The 20,691-nt window shown below is 40.8% G+C and carries 23 protein-coding genes; 13 read left to right on the top strand and 10 right to left on the bottom strand.

Features of this window, described 5'->3' with window-relative positions; translation table 11 throughout:
* Window positions 1–160: 160 nt before the first annotated feature.
* The 9 genes from BuS5_RS01570 to rho all read right to left on the bottom strand — a co-directional run bounded on the left by BuS5_RS01570 (window position 161) and on the right by rho (window position 7,359).
* The gene (locus BuS5_RS01570; RefSeq protein WP_255342821.1) at window positions 161–931 is read right to left on the bottom strand and encodes an isoprenyl transferase; all 771 of its coding nucleotides are present in this window, start codon (window positions 929–931) and stop codon (window positions 161–163) included.
* Window positions 921–1,478: a ribosome recycling factor gene (frr, locus tag BuS5_RS01565; RefSeq protein ID WP_027354192.1), complete on the bottom strand. Its 558-nt coding sequence runs from the start codon at window positions 1,476–1,478 to the stop codon at window positions 921–923. Before frr ends, BuS5_RS01570 begins: the two co-directional genes overlap by 11 nt.
* Before the next feature lie 7 nt (window positions 1,479–1,485).
* Window positions 1,486–2,199, bottom strand: a complete 714-nt coding sequence (pyrH, locus tag BuS5_RS01560; protein ID WP_051374844.1) for a UMP kinase — start codon at window positions 2,197–2,199, stop codon at window positions 1,486–1,488.
* Window positions 2,200–2,232: 33 nt separating this feature from the next.
* The gene (gene tsf, locus BuS5_RS01555; protein WP_027354190.1) at window positions 2,233–2,829 is read right to left on the bottom strand and encodes a translation elongation factor Ts; all 597 of its coding nucleotides are present in this window, start codon (window positions 2,827–2,829) and stop codon (window positions 2,233–2,235) included.
* 36 nt (window positions 2,830–2,865) lie between these two features.
* The gene (gene rpsB / locus BuS5_RS01550) at window positions 2,866–3,744 is read right to left on the bottom strand and encodes a 30S ribosomal protein S2 (protein ID WP_027354189.1); all 879 of its coding nucleotides are present in this window, start codon (window positions 3,742–3,744) and stop codon (window positions 2,866–2,868) included.
* Between the two features lie 163 nt (window positions 3,745–3,907).
* A complete protein-coding gene (gene prmC / locus BuS5_RS01545; RefSeq protein ID WP_027354188.1) occupies window positions 3,908–4,810 on the bottom strand; it encodes a peptide chain release factor N(5)-glutamine methyltransferase in 903 nt (300 codons plus the stop codon).
* The gene (gene prfA / locus BuS5_RS01540; protein WP_027354187.1) at window positions 4,785–5,864 is read right to left on the bottom strand and encodes a peptide chain release factor 1; all 1,080 of its coding nucleotides are present in this window, start codon (window positions 5,862–5,864) and stop codon (window positions 4,785–4,787) included. Before prfA ends, prmC begins: the two co-directional genes overlap by 26 nt.
* 24 nt (window positions 5,865–5,888) lie before the next feature.
* Complete coding sequence (gene rpmE, locus BuS5_RS01535; RefSeq protein WP_027354186.1) at window positions 5,889–6,101, bottom strand: 50S ribosomal protein L31; 213 nt, start codon at window positions 6,099–6,101, stop codon at window positions 5,889–5,891.
* 10 nt (window positions 6,102–6,111) lie between these two features.
* The gene (gene rho / locus BuS5_RS01530; RefSeq protein ID WP_027354185.1) at window positions 6,112–7,359 is read right to left on the bottom strand and encodes a transcription termination factor Rho; all 1,248 of its coding nucleotides are present in this window, start codon (window positions 7,357–7,359) and stop codon (window positions 6,112–6,114) included.
* A 573-nt stretch (window positions 7,360–7,932) separates the two neighbouring features.
* Here rho and crcB point away from each other — a divergent pair.
* The 3 genes from crcB (at window position 7,933) to BuS5_RS01515 (ending at window position 10,517) form a co-directional block, all read left to right on the top strand.
* Complete coding sequence (crcB, locus tag BuS5_RS01525; RefSeq protein WP_027354184.1) at window positions 7,933–8,316, top strand: fluoride efflux transporter CrcB; 384 nt, start codon at window positions 7,933–7,935, stop codon at window positions 8,314–8,316.
* A gap of 5 nt (window positions 8,317–8,321) precedes the next feature.
* Window positions 8,322–8,684, top strand: a complete 363-nt coding sequence (locus BuS5_RS01520; RefSeq protein WP_027354183.1) for a DUF190 domain-containing protein — start codon at window positions 8,322–8,324, stop codon at window positions 8,682–8,684.
* 105 nt (window positions 8,685–8,789) lie between these two features.
* The gene (locus tag BuS5_RS01515; RefSeq protein WP_027354182.1) at window positions 8,790–10,517 is read left to right on the top strand and encodes a YcaO-like family protein; all 1,728 of its coding nucleotides are present in this window, start codon (window positions 8,790–8,792) and stop codon (window positions 10,515–10,517) included.
* Window positions 10,518–10,531: 14 nt separating this feature from the next.
* Here BuS5_RS01515 and galE read toward each other — a convergent pair whose 3' ends face one another.
* Window positions 10,532–11,515 (bottom strand): UDP-glucose 4-epimerase GalE, encoded by a 984-nt coding sequence (gene galE / locus BuS5_RS01510; protein WP_027354181.1) that lies wholly within the window; start codon window positions 11,513–11,515, stop codon window positions 10,532–10,534.
* Between the two features lie 310 nt (window positions 11,516–11,825).
* Here galE and BuS5_RS01505 point away from each other — a divergent pair, with 310 nt between their 5' ends.
* From BuS5_RS01505 to BuS5_RS01465, 10 genes are all read left to right on the top strand, one after another.
* On the top strand, window positions 11,826–12,728 hold the full coding sequence (locus BuS5_RS01505) for an IS1 family transposase (protein WP_274427951.1): 903 nt from the start codon (window positions 11,826–11,828) through the stop codon (window positions 12,726–12,728).
* 398 nt (window positions 12,729–13,126) lie between these two features.
* A complete protein-coding gene (locus BuS5_RS20310; RefSeq protein ID WP_198012161.1) occupies window positions 13,127–13,261 on the top strand; it encodes an AAA family ATPase in 135 nt (44 codons plus the stop codon).
* Window positions 13,230–13,466, top strand: coding sequence for a hypothetical protein (locus tag BuS5_RS01500; protein WP_274427950.1), 237 nt, complete (start codon window positions 13,230–13,232; stop codon window positions 13,464–13,466). Before BuS5_RS20310 ends, BuS5_RS01500 begins: the two co-directional genes overlap by 32 nt.
* A 90-nt stretch (window positions 13,467–13,556) precedes the next feature.
* Window positions 13,557–15,278 (top strand): FAD-dependent oxidoreductase, encoded by a 1,722-nt coding sequence (locus BuS5_RS01495; RefSeq protein ID WP_027352658.1) that lies wholly within the window; start codon window positions 13,557–13,559, stop codon window positions 15,276–15,278.
* Window positions 15,279–15,295: 17 nt separating this feature from the next.
* A complete protein-coding gene (gene plsY / locus BuS5_RS01490) occupies window positions 15,296–15,922 on the top strand; it encodes a glycerol-3-phosphate 1-O-acyltransferase PlsY (protein WP_051374504.1) in 627 nt (208 codons plus the stop codon).
* Between the two features lie 292 nt (window positions 15,923–16,214).
* Entirely contained in the window at window positions 16,215–17,060 is an 846-nt protein-coding gene (locus BuS5_RS01485) for a hypothetical protein (RefSeq protein WP_027352660.1), read from the top strand.
* 5 nt (window positions 17,061–17,065) lie between these two features.
* Window positions 17,066–18,364 carry a BREX system ATP-binding domain-containing protein gene (locus BuS5_RS01480; protein ID WP_027352661.1) on the top strand — a complete coding sequence of 433 codons (1,299 nt, stop codon included), beginning with the start codon at window positions 17,066–17,068 and terminating at the stop codon, window positions 18,362–18,364.
* Between the two features lie 269 nt (window positions 18,365–18,633).
* On the top strand, window positions 18,634–19,041 hold the full coding sequence (locus BuS5_RS01475; RefSeq protein WP_198012162.1) for a HEPN domain-containing protein: 408 nt from the start codon (window positions 18,634–18,636) through the stop codon (window positions 19,039–19,041).
* The gene (locus BuS5_RS01470; RefSeq protein ID WP_027352663.1) at window positions 19,020–19,319 is read left to right on the top strand and encodes a nucleotidyltransferase domain-containing protein; all 300 of its coding nucleotides are present in this window, start codon (window positions 19,020–19,022) and stop codon (window positions 19,317–19,319) included. The genes BuS5_RS01475 and BuS5_RS01470 overlap by 22 nt, the downstream gene beginning before the upstream one ends.
* Window positions 19,320–19,422: 103 nt before the next feature.
* A complete protein-coding gene (locus BuS5_RS01465) occupies window positions 19,423–20,691 on the top strand; it encodes a BREX system ATP-binding domain-containing protein (RefSeq protein ID WP_027352664.1) in 1,269 nt (422 codons plus the stop codon).

Genomic DNA, 20,691 nt, shown 5'->3' with positions numbered 1-20,691 from the left:
CGCTGATTTATTTTTTATATAGATTTTTAGATAATTACCTGATTTTAAAATTTGGCACAAGGCCAGAGGGAGTAGGGGTTCAAAATCTTGAGTAGGGGTTCAAAATCTTGAACCCCTACTTCGACAACCGATGATGTGTTGAAATTATTCATATAAAAAACTATACTTTACCGAACCGGCGCTCTCTGTCTTGATAGTCTTTAAGAATGCCTATGAATTCTTTACTGTCAAAGTCAGGCCAAAGAGTATCTGTGATAAAAATTTCTGCGTACGCTATCTGCCATAAAAGAAAATTGCTGATACGCATCTCACCGCTGGTTCGTATAAGAAGATCAGGATCCGGCATTGCCCTGGTATAAAGGTGGTCTGATATTAAATCTTCAGTGATCTCATCTTTCCTATCATCAGGATCAATTATCCCATTTTTAACTTTTCCTGCAATTTTCCGAACTGCCCTGACTATCTCATATCTTCCTCCATAACTTATAGCAAGGTTTAGGAGGAGACCCTTATTGTTTTTTGTTAATTCCATGGCATTGCGCAAAGCATCCCGCACTTCCCCAGACAAACGTTCTATCTGTCCGATTACATTGAGACGGATATCGTTTTCCATCATCTCCTTCTGCTCTGTCACAAGGAATCTCTTAAGAATAGACATAAGCGCAGCCACCTCAACTTTTGGACGCTGCCAGTTTTCTGTGGAAAAAGCAAAAAGCGTAAGAATCGGGATACCGATTTTCCGGCAAGTTTTAACGATTGCCCGTACAGTATTCGCTCCTTTTTCATGACCTTTTATTCGATTTAAAAGCCTCTTTTTGGCCCATCTGCCGTTACCGTCCATTATAATGGCAACATGTTTTGGAATATATTCAGGCCCAAGCTCTGGAGCAGCAGTCGAGGAAATTGTGGAGCCCCTTTTATCAGAATTCAAGAATTTCTTTTTCCTTCTCTTTATAAATTTCGTCTATCGACTTGATATTCTCGTCGGTTATCGTCTGAATCTGATCCTGGGCCTTAAACGCGACGTCTTCTGCAATATCGCCATCTTTTTTAAGACCCTTTAACACCTCGTTTGAATCCCGCCTGATATTACGTACCGCGACCTTGTAATCTTCACACTTCTGGTGAACAATTTTACCAAGTTTTTTCCGCCTCTCTTCCGTAAGCGGAGGAATGGAAATACGAATAATTTTCCCGTCACTTGAAGGAGTTAATCCTAAATCGGATTTTAAAATCGCCTTTTCTATATTTTTAATCGCCGAAACATCCCACGGCTGTATAGTTATGAGGCGGCTTTCAGGCACGGAAAGAGATGCCATCTGGTCAATCGGGGTAAGTGTGCCATAATAATCGACCCGTATACCGTCAAAAAGATTGAGGGATGCCCGCCCTGTTCTTACACGCACTAATTCATTCTTCAGTGCACTTATTGACTTGCCCATCTTTTCCCTGGTTTCCTCATAAATAGATTCAATCATGGTTTTTTTACCTCATCATATCGTGTATGTTAGTGTTAGTGATCAATGTGCCGATTTCCTCACCGCATATAACATTCCTTATGTTACCGCTTACATTAAGGTTAAAGATCACAAGTGGCAGTGAATTGTCCATTGCAAGAGAAACAGCAGTTACATCCATGACTTCAAGCTGCTTTCGCAGAACATCCATATAGCTGGTTTTTTTAATAAAAATGGCATCATGATTCTTTACGGGATCAGAATCATACAAACCATCTACTTTGGTTGCCTTTAGAAATATTTCGGCGTGAATCTCCTGCGCTCTTAAAACAGCGGCTGTATCGGTAGTAAAGTAAGGATTACCTGTCCCGGCTCCAAAAATAACAACCCGGCCCTTTTCCAAATGCCTTACAGCTTTTCGCAGTATATAGGGCTCTGCCACTTTGTTAATCGATAATGCGGTCTGAACACGGGTTTGGATTCCCATTCTTTCCAAAGCGCCCTGCAGCGCAAGACAATTTATTACAGTAGCCAGCATACCCATATGATCTGCTGCCGTTCTATCCATTCCATATGAACTTGCCGCAATCCCCCTGAATATATTACCGCCGCCAACGACTATGCCCGTTTCTACACCAAGATCGACTATCTCTTTAATCTCTCCGGCCACATTGTTTATCATTTCAGGGCTTATGCCGAAGCCCTGATTTCCCATCAGAGCTTCACCACTCAATTTTAACATAATTCTTTTATAACGTGGATCTGACAATGCTTATTATTCCCCCGCCTGGAATCTCACAAAACGTTTTATCGTTATATTTTCCCCTATTTTAGCTATCATCTCGTTTATCAAGTCCGATACAGCCATATTGGGATCACGCACATAAGGCTGACTCAACAGGCAATTCTCCTTGAAAAATTTATTAAGCTTCCCTTCTGCTATTTTGTCCAGAATATTTTCAGGCTTGCCGGTTTCAAGCGCCTGGGCACGGTAAATTTCTTTCTCCTTATTAATTACATCTTCCGGAACATCTTCCGGCCTGATACCAACAGGATTTGTAGCTGCAATATGCATTGCAATATTTTTTGCAAATTCAAGAAAATCTTCGTTTTTTGCTACAAAATCGGTCTCACAATTTACTTCCACAAGAGTCCCGAGTTTCCCGCCCATATGTATATAAGATGCAATAACACCTTCACTCATTGATCTGCCGGCACGTTTTGCAGCAGTTGCCAACCCTTTTTTTCTTAAAAAATCAACTGCTTTAGATACATCGCCACCGCATTCGGTCAGCGCCTCCTTGCAGTCCATCATGCCGGCTCCGGTTTTCTCCCGAAGCTGTTTAACCATTGCAGCGCTTACTTTAGTCATTATCTGTTATCTCCTTATGGTTTATATCAAGCTCCGTTACTCTGTTGCCCCAGGTGAACCTCCAAGTTCGATATTATCCGCTGCAGAAGCCCGTTTAATTATTTCAACAACAGGTCCATCCGTACCGTCAGAAATTATTTTTCTTTCTCCTGGCTGCAAATCCGTATCGACTATAGGTTCGACTATCTCTTCTTCAACATCCTTATCAGCTGCAGCCTGCTGCTTTTCTTCAAAAAGCTCCCTTCCTTTAATACAGGCATCTGCTATCCTTGATGCTATCAAACGGATAGCACGAATTGCGTCATCATTGCCGGGTATAACGTAATCAATAGAATCAGGGTTACAGTTGGTATCAACGATGGCGATAACAGGTATACCCAATCTGTTTCCTTCACGAACTGCGATTGCTTCGTTTCTGGAATCGACAACAAAAATAGCGCCCGGCAGATGATTCATGGTGCGTATCCCGCCCAGGGTATTATCGAGTTTTACTCGTTCTTTACCAAGTTTCAATCTTTCTTTTTTTGGAAATAGATCTATTGATCCGTCATTTTCAATTCTATTAAGATAATTCAAGCGGTCTATACTTTTTTTAATAGTCTGGAAATTAGTCAGCATTCCTCCCAGCCACCTGTTATGCACATAAAACATTTCGCATCGATTAGCCTCTTCATAAATTGATGCTCTGGCCTGTTTTTTGGTGCCGACAAAAAGGATAGACTTACCATTTGCTACCGAATCACTTACAAAATCAAGTACTTTTCTGAACATGTGAACGGTTTTTTGTAAATCTATAATATAGATGCCGTTTCTTGCCCCAAAAATATAGGGTTTCATTTTGGGATTCCAGCGTCTGGTCTGATGGCCGAAGTGTACTCCTGCTTCGAGTAGTTCCTTCATTGTGATTTGTGACATAAAATTCTCCATGTATCGGTTATTCGAGGCTTAAACCTCGATTCTTCCATCTCTTTCCGCCCTGTGTTTAACTTTATCAAAAAGCACCGGGACACAGGTCCAGAGACGTGTTAGTTATTACAAATTTTTAAGTTTAACAAATAAATGGGTGTTTAGCAACCTGCTAATTAATATTTTTTATTGTTTTCTTCATAGAAACAATTCTATAAAATCCACTGTAATCCTTTATAAAAACTATATTATCATATGCTCCGCATTCCTCAATGATTGCCCATAGGGCATCTTTTTGATCATGCCCTATTTCAAGCAGCAATCTTCCTTTTTCTTTAAGGTAATTATGTGCACTTATCACAATATGCCTTAACGCAGAAAGTCCGTCTTTGCCGCCGTCAAGGGCATTTATAGGCTCATATTTCCAAATCTCCGGCTCAAGGCTTGGAATAATCGCAGATTTTATGTATGGAGGATTCGAAATAATAATATCAAATTTTAAGAGATCACTCTTCAATGGGGCAAACCAGTCTCCTGAAAAAAAATTTATAGCTGGGCCAAAACCATACTGAACAGCATTCTTCCCGGCAAGCATAACGGCATCAATAGAATTGTCGGATGCAAAGAAGATATTTTTTGGTTTCTCTGAAGCTAATGCAATAACAATAGCGCCTGAACCGGTGCCAAGCTCTAAGACCCGGGCAGGCCCAGGCAAGTCTTCCGGCATTAATGCAAGCGCTGTCTCTACAAGGCATTCGGTCTCCGGCCGGGGGATAAGTGAATGTTTTGTTATTGAAAAATCAATTGACCAAAATTCCTTATGGCCTGTAATATATGCAACAGGTTCCCTGTTCCTTCTTCTCTTAATCAAAGATTTGAAAAGAGAAAGCTCTGCCTTGTCAAGCGGCTTGTCAAATTGCAAATACAAATCAATACGTTCTATATTTAAGGTATAAGCCAGCAGTATCTCTGCTGTTGATCTGGGGCTGTCTATTCCGTGGGATTTAAAATATGAAGTGGTCCATTCAAGGATTTTCAGGATGGTCCATTCAGGCGGCTTCGACTGATTCTGCATTCTGTAATGCCCGAGCCTGATAAAAGGTTGTAAGTTCGTCTATAATTTCATCAATATTTCCCTGCAAAATCTCTTCAAGCTTATAAAGAGTAAGTCCCACTCTGTGGTCTGTAACTCTTCCCTGGGGAAAATTATATGTCCTTATTCTACCGCTTCTGTCTCCGGTTCCTATCTGGTTTTTACGCTCCTGGGATCTCTTTTCATCCTGCTCCCTGATCATACTGTCGAGCAGGCGGGCGCGTAATACTTTCATGGCCTTGTTTTTATTTTTTAATTGCGATTTTTCATCCTGGCAGGTTACTACAAGATTGGTGGGCAGGTGCGTAATCCGTACAGCCGAATCAGTGGTATTGACACTCTGACCGCCCGGACCTGTTGCTCTGAAAACATCAATTTTAAGTTCGCTCGAATCTATCTGAAGCTCGACATCTTCAGCTTCCGGAAGAACCGCAACCGTAACTGCTGACGTATGTATACGTCCCTGCGTCTCGGTAGTCGGGACTCTCTGAACACGATGAGTACCGCTTTCGAACTTGAACCTGCTGTAAGCCCCTTTCCCATGGATCATGGCAATGACCTCTTTGAATCCACCGACACCAGTCGCGTGGTGGGACATGGCCTCCACTTTCCAGTTTCTGTTTTCAGCATACCTGTTATACATTCTGAAAAGATCACCGGCAAAAAGGCCGGCCTCTTCGCCTCCGGTACCGGCTCGTATCTCTATGATAACATTCTTGTCGTCATTAGGATCCCTTGGCAGCAGAAGCTGCTTTAACTCGGCTTCCAATCCGGTCTTTTGTTCTGTTAAAGCATCAACATCATCCCTGGCAAGTTCTTTAATTTCAGGGTCACTGTCTTTTAAGAGTTCCAGGCTGTCTTCCAGATCAGCAAGAATCTGCTCATAATTCCTTAATACAGAAACAATATTGCCAAGTTCAGCATGTTCTTTACTAAATTGTTGAAATGCATTGCGATCCGATACAATTTCAGGGCTGCTTAACAGATTTTGTAGTTCCAGAAAGCGTTTTTCCACACCTTTTAATTTTTCAAGCATAGGTATAATGGCAAATCAAAAGAGTTAATCCTGTTTCTGAAATTTAGCATATTTCTTGCGAAAACGTTCAATTCTGCCGGCTGTATCGATAAGCTTCTGTTTTCCCGTAAAAAAGGGATGGCATTTTGAACAAATTTCAACCCTGATATCCGGTTTGGTTGAACCTACCTCTATAACATTTCCGCATGCACAGCTGATTGTTGTACTAAAATACTCCGGGTGAATATCTGGTTTCATTTTTATATCCTTATGTATTCATTGAATCCAAAAAATTTGTATTATCTTCTGTTCCACTCATTTTATCAAGTAAAAATTCCATACTGTCTACCGGGTTCAATGATGAAAGCAGTTTTCTTAAAATCCATACACGATTCAGAACTTCGCCGCTAATAAGCAGCTCCTCCTTGCGGGTGCCCGATTTATTTATATCTATTGCAGGGAAGACTCTTTTATCCGCCAAACGGCGATCCAACTGTAATTCCATATTGCCGGTTCCCTTGAATTCCTCAAAAATAACTTCATCCATGCGGCTGCCTGTATCAATAAGCGCAGTTGCAATAATTGTAAGGCTTCCGCCCTCTTCAATATTACGAGCCGCGCCGAAAAATCTTTTCGGACGCTGCAGGGCATTGGAATCTACTCCTCCTGATAAAATCTTGCCGCTTGGCGGTATAACTGAATTATATGCACGCGCAAGCCTTGTAATGCTGTCGAGCAAAATAACTACATCTTTTTTATGTTCTACAAGTCTCTTGGCCTTTTCTATAACCATTTCCGCAACCTGAACATGCCTTTCGGCCGGCTCGTCAAATGTAGAGCTGATTACTTCGCCATCAACAGATCTGGCCATATCTGTAACCTCTTCCGGCCTTTCGTCAATTAAAAGCACAAACAGAACAATATCTTTATGATTTATGCTTATGCTGTTTGCTATTGCCTGCAACAGCATCGTTTTTCCGGTTCTGGGAGGAGAGACAATCAGCCCTCTCTGACCAAACCCTATAGGAGTCATCAGATCCATAATTCGTGTAGAAAAATTATCCCGATCGCTTTCGAGCATTATTTTTCTTTCCGGATAAAGAGGCGTAAGATTATCAAATAATATTTTTTCCCTGGCAATTTCGGGATCTTCGTAATTTACCGCTTCGACCTTCAAAAGAGCAAAATAGCGTTCAATCTCCTTGGGCTGGCGAATTTGCCCTGACACAGTATCTCCTGTTCTCAAATTAAAACGGCGTATCTGTGAAGGAGAGACGTAAATATCATCCGGACCCGGCAAATAATTTGAATCTGCTGAACGCAAAAAACCAAAGCCGTCGGGCAGAATTTCCAGTGTGCCGTATCCGAATATCATGCCATCCTTTTCGATCTGTGCCTGCAGCAGAGCAAACATTAATTCCTGTTTCCTCATACCTGCGGCCCCGCCGATTTTATATTGTTTCGCCATGCTGGTCAGTTCGCTTATTTTTTTTTCTTTCAGTTCAACTATATTCATTACAAATCTATCCTAGTTAATATTAAAATTGCATCAAAGAATTGTGAGACGGTAATCCTCGAAATCAGAAGCTCAGAAGCATATGGATATTTATACGATCGCAAACTGATCAACTAAAACATCAAGGTTTTTGGCACAACATATGAATTTATATTTTAGAATTAAAATTAATTGTGAGCTGAATTCCTGTTGGTTTTTTTTTGGAGGAATATGGACGCTTCAGAATTTATATTAGGAGAATTATGTTTGGCAATATCTCCAGCCAGTGGACATCGAACTACTATTTAATAGTAAATAAAATAATAAAGCATTCTTTATAAGTTGTCAAGCATAAAAGTTTTCTTGATCGCCAAACAAACAAATGCTATTTTCCCGATGTCTGAATCGACAATTTTCAATCTATATAGATTGTCAGATAATAACCTGATTTTAAAATTTGGCACAAGGCCAGAGGTGGTAGGGGTTCAAAATCCTGAACCCCTACTTCGACGACCGATAACGCAGTGAAATTATTTATGTGACAATCCATAGAACTCTTAATGTGAGGAGTAGGGGGGGGGCGTCCCATTCAATATGCACAAAATCATTCTGATAGGTGTCGGCGGTTTTATCGGTTCAATTCTGAGATATTTGGTTAGCGGTTATATACAAAATTTATCGAAAAATATTTCCATCCCATACGGGACTTTTGCAGTTAATGTCATCGGGTGTTTTCTTATCGGGATGTTTTCTCATCTTGCTGAACTTCAGATCGGAATGACATTAGAAACGCGCTTATTGCTGATAGTCGGGTTCCTAGGCTCTTTTACTACTTATTCCACTTTCGGCAATGAAACAATGACTTTATTGCAAGACCAAAGATTTTTTTTGGCTTTGTTAAATATCGGCGCTCATATAATAGCTGGATTATCAGCTGTATTACTCGGCAGATTAATCATAAATGCAATATGGAGATAATATAAATGAAAATTCCATCTGAAGGCCAGCTCCTCCGTATTTTTATTGGTGAAAGTAATAAATATAAAGGAAAACCATTGTATGAGTGGCTCGTTATCAAAGCAAAAGAACAGGGGTTGGCAGGCGCTACGGTTCTTAGGGGTATAATGGGATTTGGAGCCAACAGCCGGGTTCATACCTCAAAAATATTGAGACTTTCTCTTGATTTACCGATTATCGTTGAAATCGTTGACACACATGAAAAAATAAGAGATTTCCTTTCTTACATTGAAAATGCGATTCAAGAGGGCTTGATAACACTCGAAAAAGCAGATGTTCAATTTTACAGGAGCTCCAATAATGATAAATATAGACCGTCACATAAATAATTTCACTGCGTTATCGGTCGGAGATATACTGTTAGTATTATCTCCTAATTCTATCCTTTTGCAATTAATTATTTATAAGGTCTATAGTGGGAGAAAATTAACCATATGAATTCCAAAATTATTCTAAACGATGCATTTAAAAGTTTCACCCTGGATCAGGATAAAATATTGCCGCCGGAAGAGACTGTAAAGAGGTTCAGAAAAAAACTGGCAGAGACCGGTCTGCACATTCTGGACAGTACGGAAAGGATCGATAACGGCAGGCTTGGCATTCCTGTTTATTTCAGTAATTGCGGAAAAGATGCAGCAAGAGTGATCGGAACAAAAAAGCAAATGGGAAAGGGCGCAACACCCCAGCAAGCTGAGGCCAGTGCTGTGATGGAACTTGCAGAGAGGTTCAGCCTATTTAGCTTTGCGGATGATCAGAAAAATTTTATTACTGGGAAATATGCCGATCTGAAAAATGAAGCGCTTTCTTTTGAAATGATCGCCAAATCCGTGCATGATGATTCCCGGGATCTGGAACAGGCAAAACAAATCTTTGAGGAACTCCCCTTGAAATGGACAACAGCTTACAATCTTACCCGCAACAAGGAAATCCTGGTTCCGTTTGACTGGTTTTTTGCAATAAATGAGTTTAACGGCCCTTCTGCGGGAAACTGTGCGGAGGAGGCTGTCCTCCAGGGGATGTGTGAAATTGTCGAGAGGCATGTTTCATCAATTATCAGCCGCGGCAACCTTAATGTGCCTGGAATCGATGCTGACACTGCCACCGATTCCATGGTAGTTGAAATGCTGAAAAAATACAGAAACGCCGGTATAAATTTGTATATATCCGATTTTTCACTCGACATGGGACTACCGAGCGTTGGAGTTATGGCTTTTGATCCTGCAAGCTTCCCGGAAACCAGCGAAATAGTCTGGACAGCCGGCACAACCCCGGATCCGCAAAAAGCCTTAAGCCGGGCCCTGACAGAGACAGCCCAACTCGGAGGCGACTTTAATACATCCTCCAACTATGTTGCCAGCGGTCTGCCTAAATTCACGGCAATTGAACATGCAAAGTTTATAACAAATCCCTCTAAAATAGTCGCAATATCCAGTTTGACCGATCTTTCAAACAATAACATCAGAATTGAAATAGAAAATTGTATATCAGCGCTGTCAAAAAAAAAGATGGAAGTATTTCTGATTAATATAATGCATCCCGAACTTAAAATCCCCGCATTTTATTCAATCATTCCCGGAGCACATTTCAGGGAAAGATCCAGGGACACAAGCGTGGGAATGTTCTCTGCCAAAATGATAACGGAAAGATTCGATCTTTTAGAGGCCGTTGCTAAACTCCAACAAGCGGACAAGACGCTTCCGGGAAAATATTACATAAAATTCTATATCGGCACGAGCCTGGCCAATACAGGAGCCCCGGAAAAAGCTTTAAGCTGTTTTCATCAGGCCCTTGATTTAGAGCCTGACGAACAGGAGCTGCCTACTATATATTCATATATGGGCGTCTGTCTTAAAGATCTGGGCCGGTATAAGGAGGCCCTGGAAGCGCTTAAGCATGGAGAAAGATTAGATCAGGAGAGAACTGATATCTATAATTTGATGGGTTTCTGTTATTTTAAACTTAAAGAGCATGAAAAGGCGATAGAATGTTTTAAAAAAAATATCCGACTTGATCCCGGCTCAGCCATAGATTATGCCAACATTGCCTCCAATTACAGGGACATGGGCGAAAAAACAAAATCAATTCAATATTATACAACAGCACTATCCATTGACCCGACGATTGAATTTGCCAGGGAGAATCTTAAAAAGCTGAATGGATAATTTAAAAATTATTTTCAGTATTTACCCTGCTTATGCCACTCCCAGGCTGTGCTGATCATAGTTTCCAGATCTTCACGCTGCGGTTTCCAACCCAGATCTTGCTTTATTTTATCCGAACCTGCTATCAGAACAGCCGGATCTCCAGGCCGCCTCTCCGACTCAACAACCGGAATCGGAAGACCTGTTATTTTTCCGGCAACATCTATTACCTCTCTTACGGAATACCCTTTGCTGTTGCCGAGATTATAGACCGCACTCGGTTGGCCGGCAAAAAGAGCTTCCAGGGCAAGACTGTGAGCCCGAGCAAGATCATTTACATGAATATAATCCCGTATGCATGTTCCGTCAGGAGTAGGATAATCCGTTCCAAAAATGCTGATATTTTCCCGCTCGCCTAACGCGGCTTTAAGTATTAATGGAATAAGATGAGACTCCGGTTCATGCCGTTCCCCTATTTTACCTGACTCATCCGCGCCCGCAGCATTAAAATAACGAAGGCTCACATATTTAAACCCATAAGCCGTATCACAATCCCGCAACATCCGCTCCACAGCGATCTTGGTTGCTCCGTACGGATTTGTAGGTCTTGGGGGGTGTTCTTCTGTTATCGGTGTTTCAACAGGCTCACCGTACACAGCTGCTGTTGAGGAAAATATAAAATTTTTCACCCCGTTCCTTATCATCCCTCTAATCAGCTCAAGTGTACCGTAAAGATTATTTTTATAATACTTAAGCGGATCAATAACAGATTCACCCACAAGTGAATAAGCGGCAAAATGCATCACAGCATTGATCATGTTTTCTGAAAAAATTTTATCAAGCAAAGCCTGATCATCCATGCTCCCTTCATAAAATTTACCGCCACAAACCAGATCACGATGCCCTTTGGAAAGATCGTCCAGTGTAACAACTCCAGAACCCCCATCCAGCAGGAATTTAACCATGTGGGAACCGATATAACCTGCACCGCCAACAACAAGAACATTATATTGTTTCATACACCCCTCATACTTTACCCTGAATTTTAGTAGTCCCTACAAAACAATGCAGGTGATTAAAAAGTGTCTCTGAAAACATGAATAAAAAAGATTTTTACTAAAAATTAAGATTGTTATAGACCAAAAGCAATATATTTTGTAGAAGCATGGTTAAAACTCTATTCAAAGGATCGCAACCATGCAAAATACAGCAAATACAGCCCTAACACTTTTTTGTCCCGGGAAAAGCTGCGAATGTTATTAATCAACCGAGAACAAAATCGCCAAGGATGGAGTTTACATAACAAAATCCGATTTTGAGCCAAGACAAATGTTTTACTGCAATGGTGGCAAACATAGATTCTCAGAAACAGGATATTCCGATCTTTTTGGAAAGCATGGCAGTTTTAAAGAATATGAGCAAACGGCAAAGCTAAACTCTTACGGCCTTGGCACTGATGCAATTGCCGATGTACTTCAAAAAGATCGAAGGACAATTGAACAACGGCAAAAAGCTATTGGACAAAAAGGCCAGCAATTTCACCTATTTCTTTGTTTTACTATCGGACTTACCATTGTATTTCTCCAGATGGATGAACTATGGTCTTACCTTAAAAATAAAAGTCAACAATTATGGGTTTTTATCGCTCTTGAATCAACAACAAAATTCTGGATCGGTTTCGAGTTGGGTTCAAGAACAACTTACACTGCAAACCGTTTAGTAAAGGGCGTTAAAAAGTTGGGCAAATGGGGAAAAGATAATATATTAAAGGTCGCTGCAGATAAATTAGCGGCTTACAAAAATGCGCTCGAAAACATTATGTCTGAGATTCCTTATGCTTACCTGCAAATTATTAAGCGCCGAATAAAGCGTCGGCTTGTAACAGTTAAAAAATATTTTGTGAAAGGTACTGTAAAAGATTTCCCCGGAAAAAGCCAAAACACCTCATTTATTGAGAGACTGAACCTTACCCTAAGGCAACATATCTCCTATCTTCAGAGAAAAACTCTGGGGTATTGCAAGAACAAGCTGAATTTTAGTAATGTAATGTGGATCAACTTATTCAACTATAATTACATACAATTTCATAAGAGCTTACGAATACGAATTAACAATGAAAACGAGAAATTTATAAAAAAGTATAACCATAATACACCGGCAATGCAGATGGGACTTACGAATTCTCCACTAAACTGGAGATATCTCATTACAGTCCCAATACCTTGTAAGTAGCTGATTTTTCGGACCTGCATTGTTTTGTAGGGACTACCGATTTTTTCATAAATAATTTCATTGCGGTATCGGTCGTCGGAGTATTATAATTAAGTATTTCTACCTCTGGCCTTGTGGCAAATTTTAAAATCGGGTAATTATCTGAAAATCTATAGGGTTACAGAAATATTCTGGAATTAATTCGATTCATGTGGTGTGAGGAATTCCCAAAGGCGCCGATTATGTGCAAAAAAATTAAAGGAGGCGTGATGCCGTCCCACTCTAGAGTATGGGAACCAGGCAAGAACCAACATCTAAAAAGTGTAAAGTACTCTTGAAGTGATATGAGGATTGAACAATGAAATTTCCATACGGTATATCCGACTTTAAAAGTCTTATTACAGAAGGGTATTTTTATTGTGACAGGACAGACAAAATCTCAATTATTTATCCGTCCCAGGCGTTTTGGAAAAAGCCTTGTTCTTTCAATGCTGGAAAATTATTATGATGTGGCAGCAAAGGATGAATTTAAAGCGATTTTTCGGCGGTCTTAAAGTCGGAAAAAATCCCACGAAACTGCGCAATTCATATTATATTTTGAAATTTGACTTTTCCTGCGTTGATCCGACCGGAAGCGCTGTGTTTCTTCCGTCAACCGGAGATATCCAACTGGCAATAAAAAATTTTCCAGCCCAGCATGGCGGATATGAGCGTTTTAATTTGCATGATGAGTTATATCGCAGTATTATTAATTTTTAAGTATCAATGTATTATGAATACATTCGGAACAGCTATCCTAACTTAATGACATTGCAACATATTTCTTAAAATAGTTACGAGGTGAACATTATGGCAAAACGTGTGGTAATTGTCGGTGCAGTTGCATTAGGCCCCAAGGCGGCCTGCAGAATAAAACGAATTGCTCCTTCTTTTGATGTTGTATTGCTTGATAAAGATGATCTTATTTCTTACGGGGGCTGTGGGATCCCATATTATATTGGCGGAGATGTTGATAATATAGAGGCTTTACGCTCAACTAGCGCCCATGTTCTCAGAGACAGCAATTACTTCCAAAATGTTAAAGGGCTTGAGGTGCGGACCAGGACAGAGGCGATTGCTATTGACCGCCGTAACAAAAAATTAAAAATTCGAAATCTGGTTGATGGCCGCGAAGAACAGCTTGATTATGATAAACTGGTTTTGGCCACCGGCGCTACTCCGGTAGTACCTCCTTTACCGGGAATTGATCTGCCGGGAGTAAGTGTAATAAGCAATTTACATCATGCCAAAACAATAAAGGATATGGTTTCCAAAGGCCAGGTGGAGCGAGCCGTAGTCATTGGCGGCGGGGCAATCGGGATAGAAATGGCGGAAGCCCTGACCGATCTTTGGGGAGTTGAAACAACTCTGATAGAAATGATGGATCAGCTTTTGCCCACGGCCCTTGGCAAGGATATGGCCCTGCCTGTAAAAAAACATATGGAAAAAAATGGAATCCGGGTACTGCTTGGCGAAAGGGTTAACAGGATTTTAGGCGATTCTGTTAATGGAGTTCAAGCCGTGGAGACCTCCAATTCTAAAATACCTTGTGAACTCGTGATTCTTTCCGTGGGCATAAGACCCGGTTCAACCCTGGCCAGCGAGGCTGGTTTGGCAACCGGCATGTATAACGGTATTCTGGTTGACAAGTGTTTGAGAACTTCAGATCCTGATATTTATGCTGGTGGTGATTGTGTTGAAATACCTCATTTGGTAAGCGGTCATAATTTGCCAATGCCGTTGGGATCCCTTGCCAATCGTCAGGGAAGGGTAATCGGCACAAACATAGCCGGGGGATGTGAACATTTTAAAGGTACTGTGGGCACTTTTTGTCTTAAAATATTTGAACTTGGTATTGCAAGGGCCGGGCTGACAGTCAAACAGGCCAGTGAGGCCGGCTTTGACCCGGTCCATACAGTTGTGGTTCAGGCTGACAGAGCGCATTTTTATCCTGATATGCAATTAATGTATATAAAATTGATTGCAGACCGCAAGACCAAAAAGGTTTTGGGTATTGAGGCGGCCGGTTCCCATTTGGATGCTGTGAAATCCAGGGTAGATGCCGTGGCAGTTCTTCTAGGACAGGGGGTTGGTCTTGAAGAAATTACAACCATGGAAGTCGGATATGCACCCCCTTTTGCTTCAGCCATGGATATCATAAATAATGCCGCCAATTCTCTGGACAATATTATGGAAGGCTATCAGGTTCCGATTGATGTCATAGACTTTTTAAAAGAATTTAAAGGAAATAACGGCATAGTACTTGATGTTCGGAGTCCGGTTCAGGCCGGCCCTTTTGTCGAAAAATACGGCCGGCAGTGGTTGAATATAGATGAGGGGGAACTGAAGTCCAGGCTTGCAGAGATACCGCAGGATAAACCCCTTTTACTGGTTTGCGGCTCAGGGCCGCGTTCTTATGAAGCCCAGCTTCTGCTGCGTAGTCAGGGGATTAACAATGATACCAAAAATGTCCAGGGCGGAATAGGAATGATTATGTTCAGCGATCCGGAATTTGCTCCCAAGGATTATTAAAAAAGCATCCATCCAAAATGAATATTTTTATAATATTAAAATTTTTGGGATTAATAATTACAGCTTACCTGCTAGGTTCAATCCCTTTTGGCCTTATCTTGACCAGTCGCTTTACATCTATAGATATAAGAAAAAACGGTAGCCGAAATATTGGCGCGACCAATGTAAAAAGACTCGCAGGCAAAAAACTTGGTATCATTACCCTTGCAGCGGACATGCTAAAAGGCGCGATTCCTGTATATTTTGGCTGTGCGCTCTCAAACGCAACCGGGAATTATGATGCAACCTGGGGACAGATAGGCCTCTCCATGGTTGCATTTTTCGCATTCCTGGGGCATCTTTATCCTGTTTACATGAAATTTAAAGGCGGCGGAAAAGGAGTTGCCACAGCAGCAGGCTGTTTTTTTGTGCTTTCACCTATGGCATCATTTACAGCTCTACTTATATTTATTCTGTTTGTTTGCTGTTTTAACCGTGTATCAGTCGGATCTCTTGCCGCAACTGCCGTGCTTCCCCCGGCTGTATGGAAATTCTCAGGATCTTTGATCATAACAGAATTTGCAGTAATTATTGGAATTTTAATATATTATAGGCACCGGGAAAATATAAAACGCCTGCTGGCAGGTTCGGAACCTGTTATGTGAATAAGTTTTAGATTGTAAGTTTTAGGAAATACACCATCAAAATTGACAAAAAATTAAATTTTTGAAAGTTGTGCGGGTAGAAGGATTTCGTCGCCCTGTGCATGAAAATAATTAGCCACCCGCTCGCTATGCTCGCTCGACCCACACAAACACACGCGGACTACCATATGTCGGCAGAGCAAAATGTTTGTGTGCGTCTGTGGCTAATAAATGTATTTTTAATGCACAGATCAAATTTTTGCAAGGTATTGGTTATTTATAAAATAAAAACCGGAAGAAGAAAGGGTAATGAATGATAGAAGATACAAACTTTCTTGAAAATATTCAAGATGAGTTAAAACAGATAGTACAGCCCTATCAAAGAGATCTTAATCAGAAAATAAAAAAGTCTGAATTTATAAAACTATGCATCCGGTGTGCCGACAGAGACGATTTCCTCAGGCTGGATGAATTACTTAAAAGCAAAATTGCAGAAGATATCAAAGAAGATGAAATTCTTGAAACCTGTGTACCGATTTTTGAATCATTAGGCAGTTATGCAAATGAGAAAGTGGAGCAATACAGGATTGAGCTTATTGAAGATTTGACTAGGCTTTGCCAGGAATCTGAACTTGAAATCCAGGTGGATTTCCCCAAGTTTGCTGTTCTTAAAGGTATTAATGGCGAAATTGATTTTAGCGGCCGTTGCACCAAACTTAATAAAAAAGTGCTTAAATCCATTGATCCCAGGCGTATTTTAACGGCAATTTTAAGACTTAAGCATCAGCTTTATGACCGTCCTTATGATCCTCAAAAATTTATTGATTCCCTTTGCCGGGTTTATTTGGAATTAATTGAAAAGGAAAAATTAACTTTAGGCGATCCGGTTTCCATTCAAAAGTTTTATTTTGAGTATGTCATGTTTTTACAGGCAAAAACTTTTTTCCAAAACATGGACAAAGGCAAATTCAAGGGTTACAGCCTGGATCAGTTTTCCGTTGATATATGGCGCTATTTCCAGGCCGGCATCGGCGGGACACTCAAAGAAGGGTATGAGCTTCAGCTCACCCCAGGGCGTGGTCAATCTCTGTGGCTCATTGACAGTCAGGGAGAATCAAGGCGGATCACATCAATCTCCTTTCATAACCAACAGGAATAACAGCAATGATATCAAAGGAAGACGTCAATCAGTTAGAACCCTTTCAGGCACGTTCCATTATTGAGCAGCTTCGCAAGGGCAGTGTGCCAATTGACTATGTTCCCCTTTTTACCGTGGGACGGCAAAACTGGCTTACCTTTATTGAGGATGATCTGGAACATTACATTGGTAAAGGCGGGTCCAAGGTTCGCTTTATCAGCGGTGATTATGGTGACGGAAAAACTCATTTTATGTCGGTGATCAAACATCTCGCCATGGAAAAAGGGTTTGCTGTCTCTTTTGTGGTACTCACACGGGAAGTTCCCATACATAAGTTTGAAACCGTTTACCAGACTATAGTAAGCCAGCTTCAGGGTAATTTTAAAGGGACCGGCATAAGAAACATGCTGGAGGAATGGCTTCAAAATTTAGCACTGCCCCCTATTCAGGGCCAAAAGGATGAAGCCCAAAAAGACAGGGTTGCCCTTACCGATGAGTTCAGAAATATTCCCGGCATGGATATCAATTTTGCCAATGCCCTGGCCGCACTTATAAACAACCGTTTTGCCCCTTTGCCCCATGAAGAGGAAGAAAAGCGTGATGCTGATCGTGAGGTTCTTTTTCACTGGTTTGAAGGTGGCAAGGTTACCAAACGGGAACTAAAGCCTTTTTGCGTCTATGAGTTTCTCAACAAAGCCAACAGCAAGCAGTTTATGAACTCGTTGATCTTGTTTTTGCACCACATCGGCCACAATGGTTTAATTCTGCTCCTGGATGAAATGGAAACCGTGATGGGCCAAAGCACTTCCATTCGCAATGCAGCCTATGAGAATGTACGTCTTCTTATTGATAACAGTGAATCATCTCAATATCTTCACATTTTTTTCTCTATTATTCCCGATATATTAATGTCTGAAAAAGGCTTTAAGTCCTATGATGCTTTGTGGAGCCGTGTACGATCAATCGGAGAATCCGGAAAACTCAACTATAGGGGCGTCTTGGTGAATATCCATCAAACCCCTCTTAAAACAGACGAGCTGGTCGATCTTGGCAGGTGCTTACGAACCATCCACGGCATTTCCTACCGCTGGGATCCAATGGATTTGGTAAGCGATGAGCTAATGGAAAAGATATGCACAAACCAAAAACGCATGGGTGTTATAAGTGAGGTTCGCCTTTTCATTAAACAATTAATCCATATCCTTGATATGGTTGAACAGGGACAGACCCCTGAAGATATGGATATGGGGAAACAGATTATTGAAACCAAACGGGAAATGGATGCTGAAAAAATTGAACAACTCCAGCCTTCATGGGATACTTGATGGGAGGCGGGAGGACGGGTGCTTTGAATTTTCAAGCCCTGCTGAACAATGCAGATAATTTTGAACTTGAAGAAATAGGGGCGAAAAAATATAAGGGACGTTCCTAAGGGTTCGTACAAAAATAAGTTAGCAATTTTAAGTGTTGAGGCGCCTGGCTGGAAAGGCGCGAAAGTGTAGGAATATCAAGATATTTCTACGCTTTCGTAACGCAGCCAGGCAGGATGCATCGACGCTTAAAATGTAAAGTTATTTTTGCGCGAGCCCTAAGCATGATTGGAGAAACTGGACAGATGTCAGGTCAAATAAGATATTGGGTAGAACTATCTGAATATGATATTGAAACAGCCATTGCAATGTTAAAAAGCAAGCGATATCTTTATGTTGGGTTTATGGCTCATCAATCTATTGAAAAAATACTAAAGGCTTATTATGTAAAAACCAATGGAGAATCAGCTCCATTTTCTCATAGTCTTTCTTACCTTGCAAAGAAAGCAAAAATTTATGAGTATTTTTCAGAAGATCAGAAGCTTTTTATAGATATGCTTGAACCAATGAATATTGAATGCAGATATCCGTCTCATAAAGAACAATTAATGAGAAGTTTGACAGAAGAACGGTGCAAAGAAATTGTTGATAATGCAAAGGAACTACAGCTATGGATAAAGCAGAGGTTATAACAAAACTTAAAAGATATAAAAAACTTTTATCACAACATATATCATTTGATAAAATGATTTTGTTCGGTTCTTATGCAAGAGGGAGTCAGAGAGAAGACAGTGATGTGGATGTCGCGATAATTGTCGATGAAATGCAAGGGGATTATTTTTCTACAAGACCTCTGTTATGGAGAGTTAGAAGGGAAGTGGATGATAGAATCGAACCAATTTTTTTTGAAACAAAACACGACGAAAGCGGTTTTTTAGAAGAAATAATGAGGAATGGAATTCTGATATGACCAAAACATGGGGGCTGAAAAAATTGAACAACTCCAGCCTTCATGGGATACTTGATGGGAGGCGGAAGGATGGGCGCTGAGGCCGGAGATAGGGAAATAAAAAATGGATGATTTGAATTTTCAGGCCATGCTGAACAATGCAGGTAATTTTGAACTTCGCAGGGCAGTGGAGCGTTTGCGTGAAGGGCTTTTTGACCCTTTGGGGATTCGGTTGCTCACAACGGGTGAGGCAAAGTTAAATAAAACTTTTCACGAAGGTGTAAACGCCCTTGACAGGGACAAACCATCCCATTTATGTATTTGTGGTGCATATGGACAAGGGAAATCCCACAGCCTTAACTATATTAAACAGCAGGCATTGGGTCTCAATTTTGTGGTAAGTTATATTAATCTTGATCCAAGGCAAGTGCCTTTTCACGATTTTAAAGGTGTTTACAGGGCATTGATGGGGGGAATGAAATTCCCCAATTCAGAAAATTCCTTTGTCAATGTTTGGAAAACCTGTGCCCATAAATGGTTGTCTTTGCCTGGAAACAGCAAAAAATCCTGCCGGGATCTTATCCCGGAACAGATTCCCCACCGATTTAAGGCGATTTTAACCGCCATGGCCCAGAAAAACATTTCAATTTCCCCTGAAAAAAGAAAATTAAAAAAACATGCCGGATTTAAACCCAAAGAATTTTCCTGGATTTTAAAAAACGCCCTTATGGGAAAGGATATCCCTTCATGGCGGCTACGTTCTGTTTTTTATTATCGCCAGGTATCTTTTTATAAAGAAAATTCTCTGGTTTGCCATGAGCAGGAGGAATATCTTGCCATGGTTCAAGGCATGGCTCAACTGTTCCGAAAAATTGGATTTAAGGGATGGCTTGTCTTGTTTGACGAAGGGGAATCCATTGTACAAACCCGTATTACCAGTCGCAGTAAAAGTTATGATTTTCTCAATAAAATTTTTTATCCCAAAACAACCTCTCATGGATTTTACCCTGTTTTCGCCTTTACCAATGATTTTTTTACCTATATTGCAGATGAAGCATATGACCGGGTCAGGATTAAAAAAAATGGTAAAAATGAAACTTCTCCAATACCGATTCCCTATTTTAACACGAACTACAGCAAGGCCTGGGAAAATATTAATATCCACACACTACATGATCTTTCAGCAAAGGAATGGAAAATTTTGATCAATAAACTTATTGCTGTCCACGCCGGCGCCTATAAGTGGGAGCCCCCTGCTGCTTTAATGCAAAGTCAAATGAACCTTGCGCTGTCCAAATTATCAGGAGTTGAGGCACGTCTGAAACTTAAATTTTTGGTAAATCACCTTGATCTTGTACAGCAAAGCCGGATTATAGAATATCAGCTTGACTAA

This window comes from Desulfosarcina sp. BuS5 (assembly GCF_028752835.1).
In the GTDB taxonomy this organism is placed as follows: Bacteria; Desulfobacterota; Desulfobacteria; order Desulfobacterales; family BuS5; genus BuS5.
This window is presented reverse-complemented; position numbering and strand designations above follow the sequence as displayed.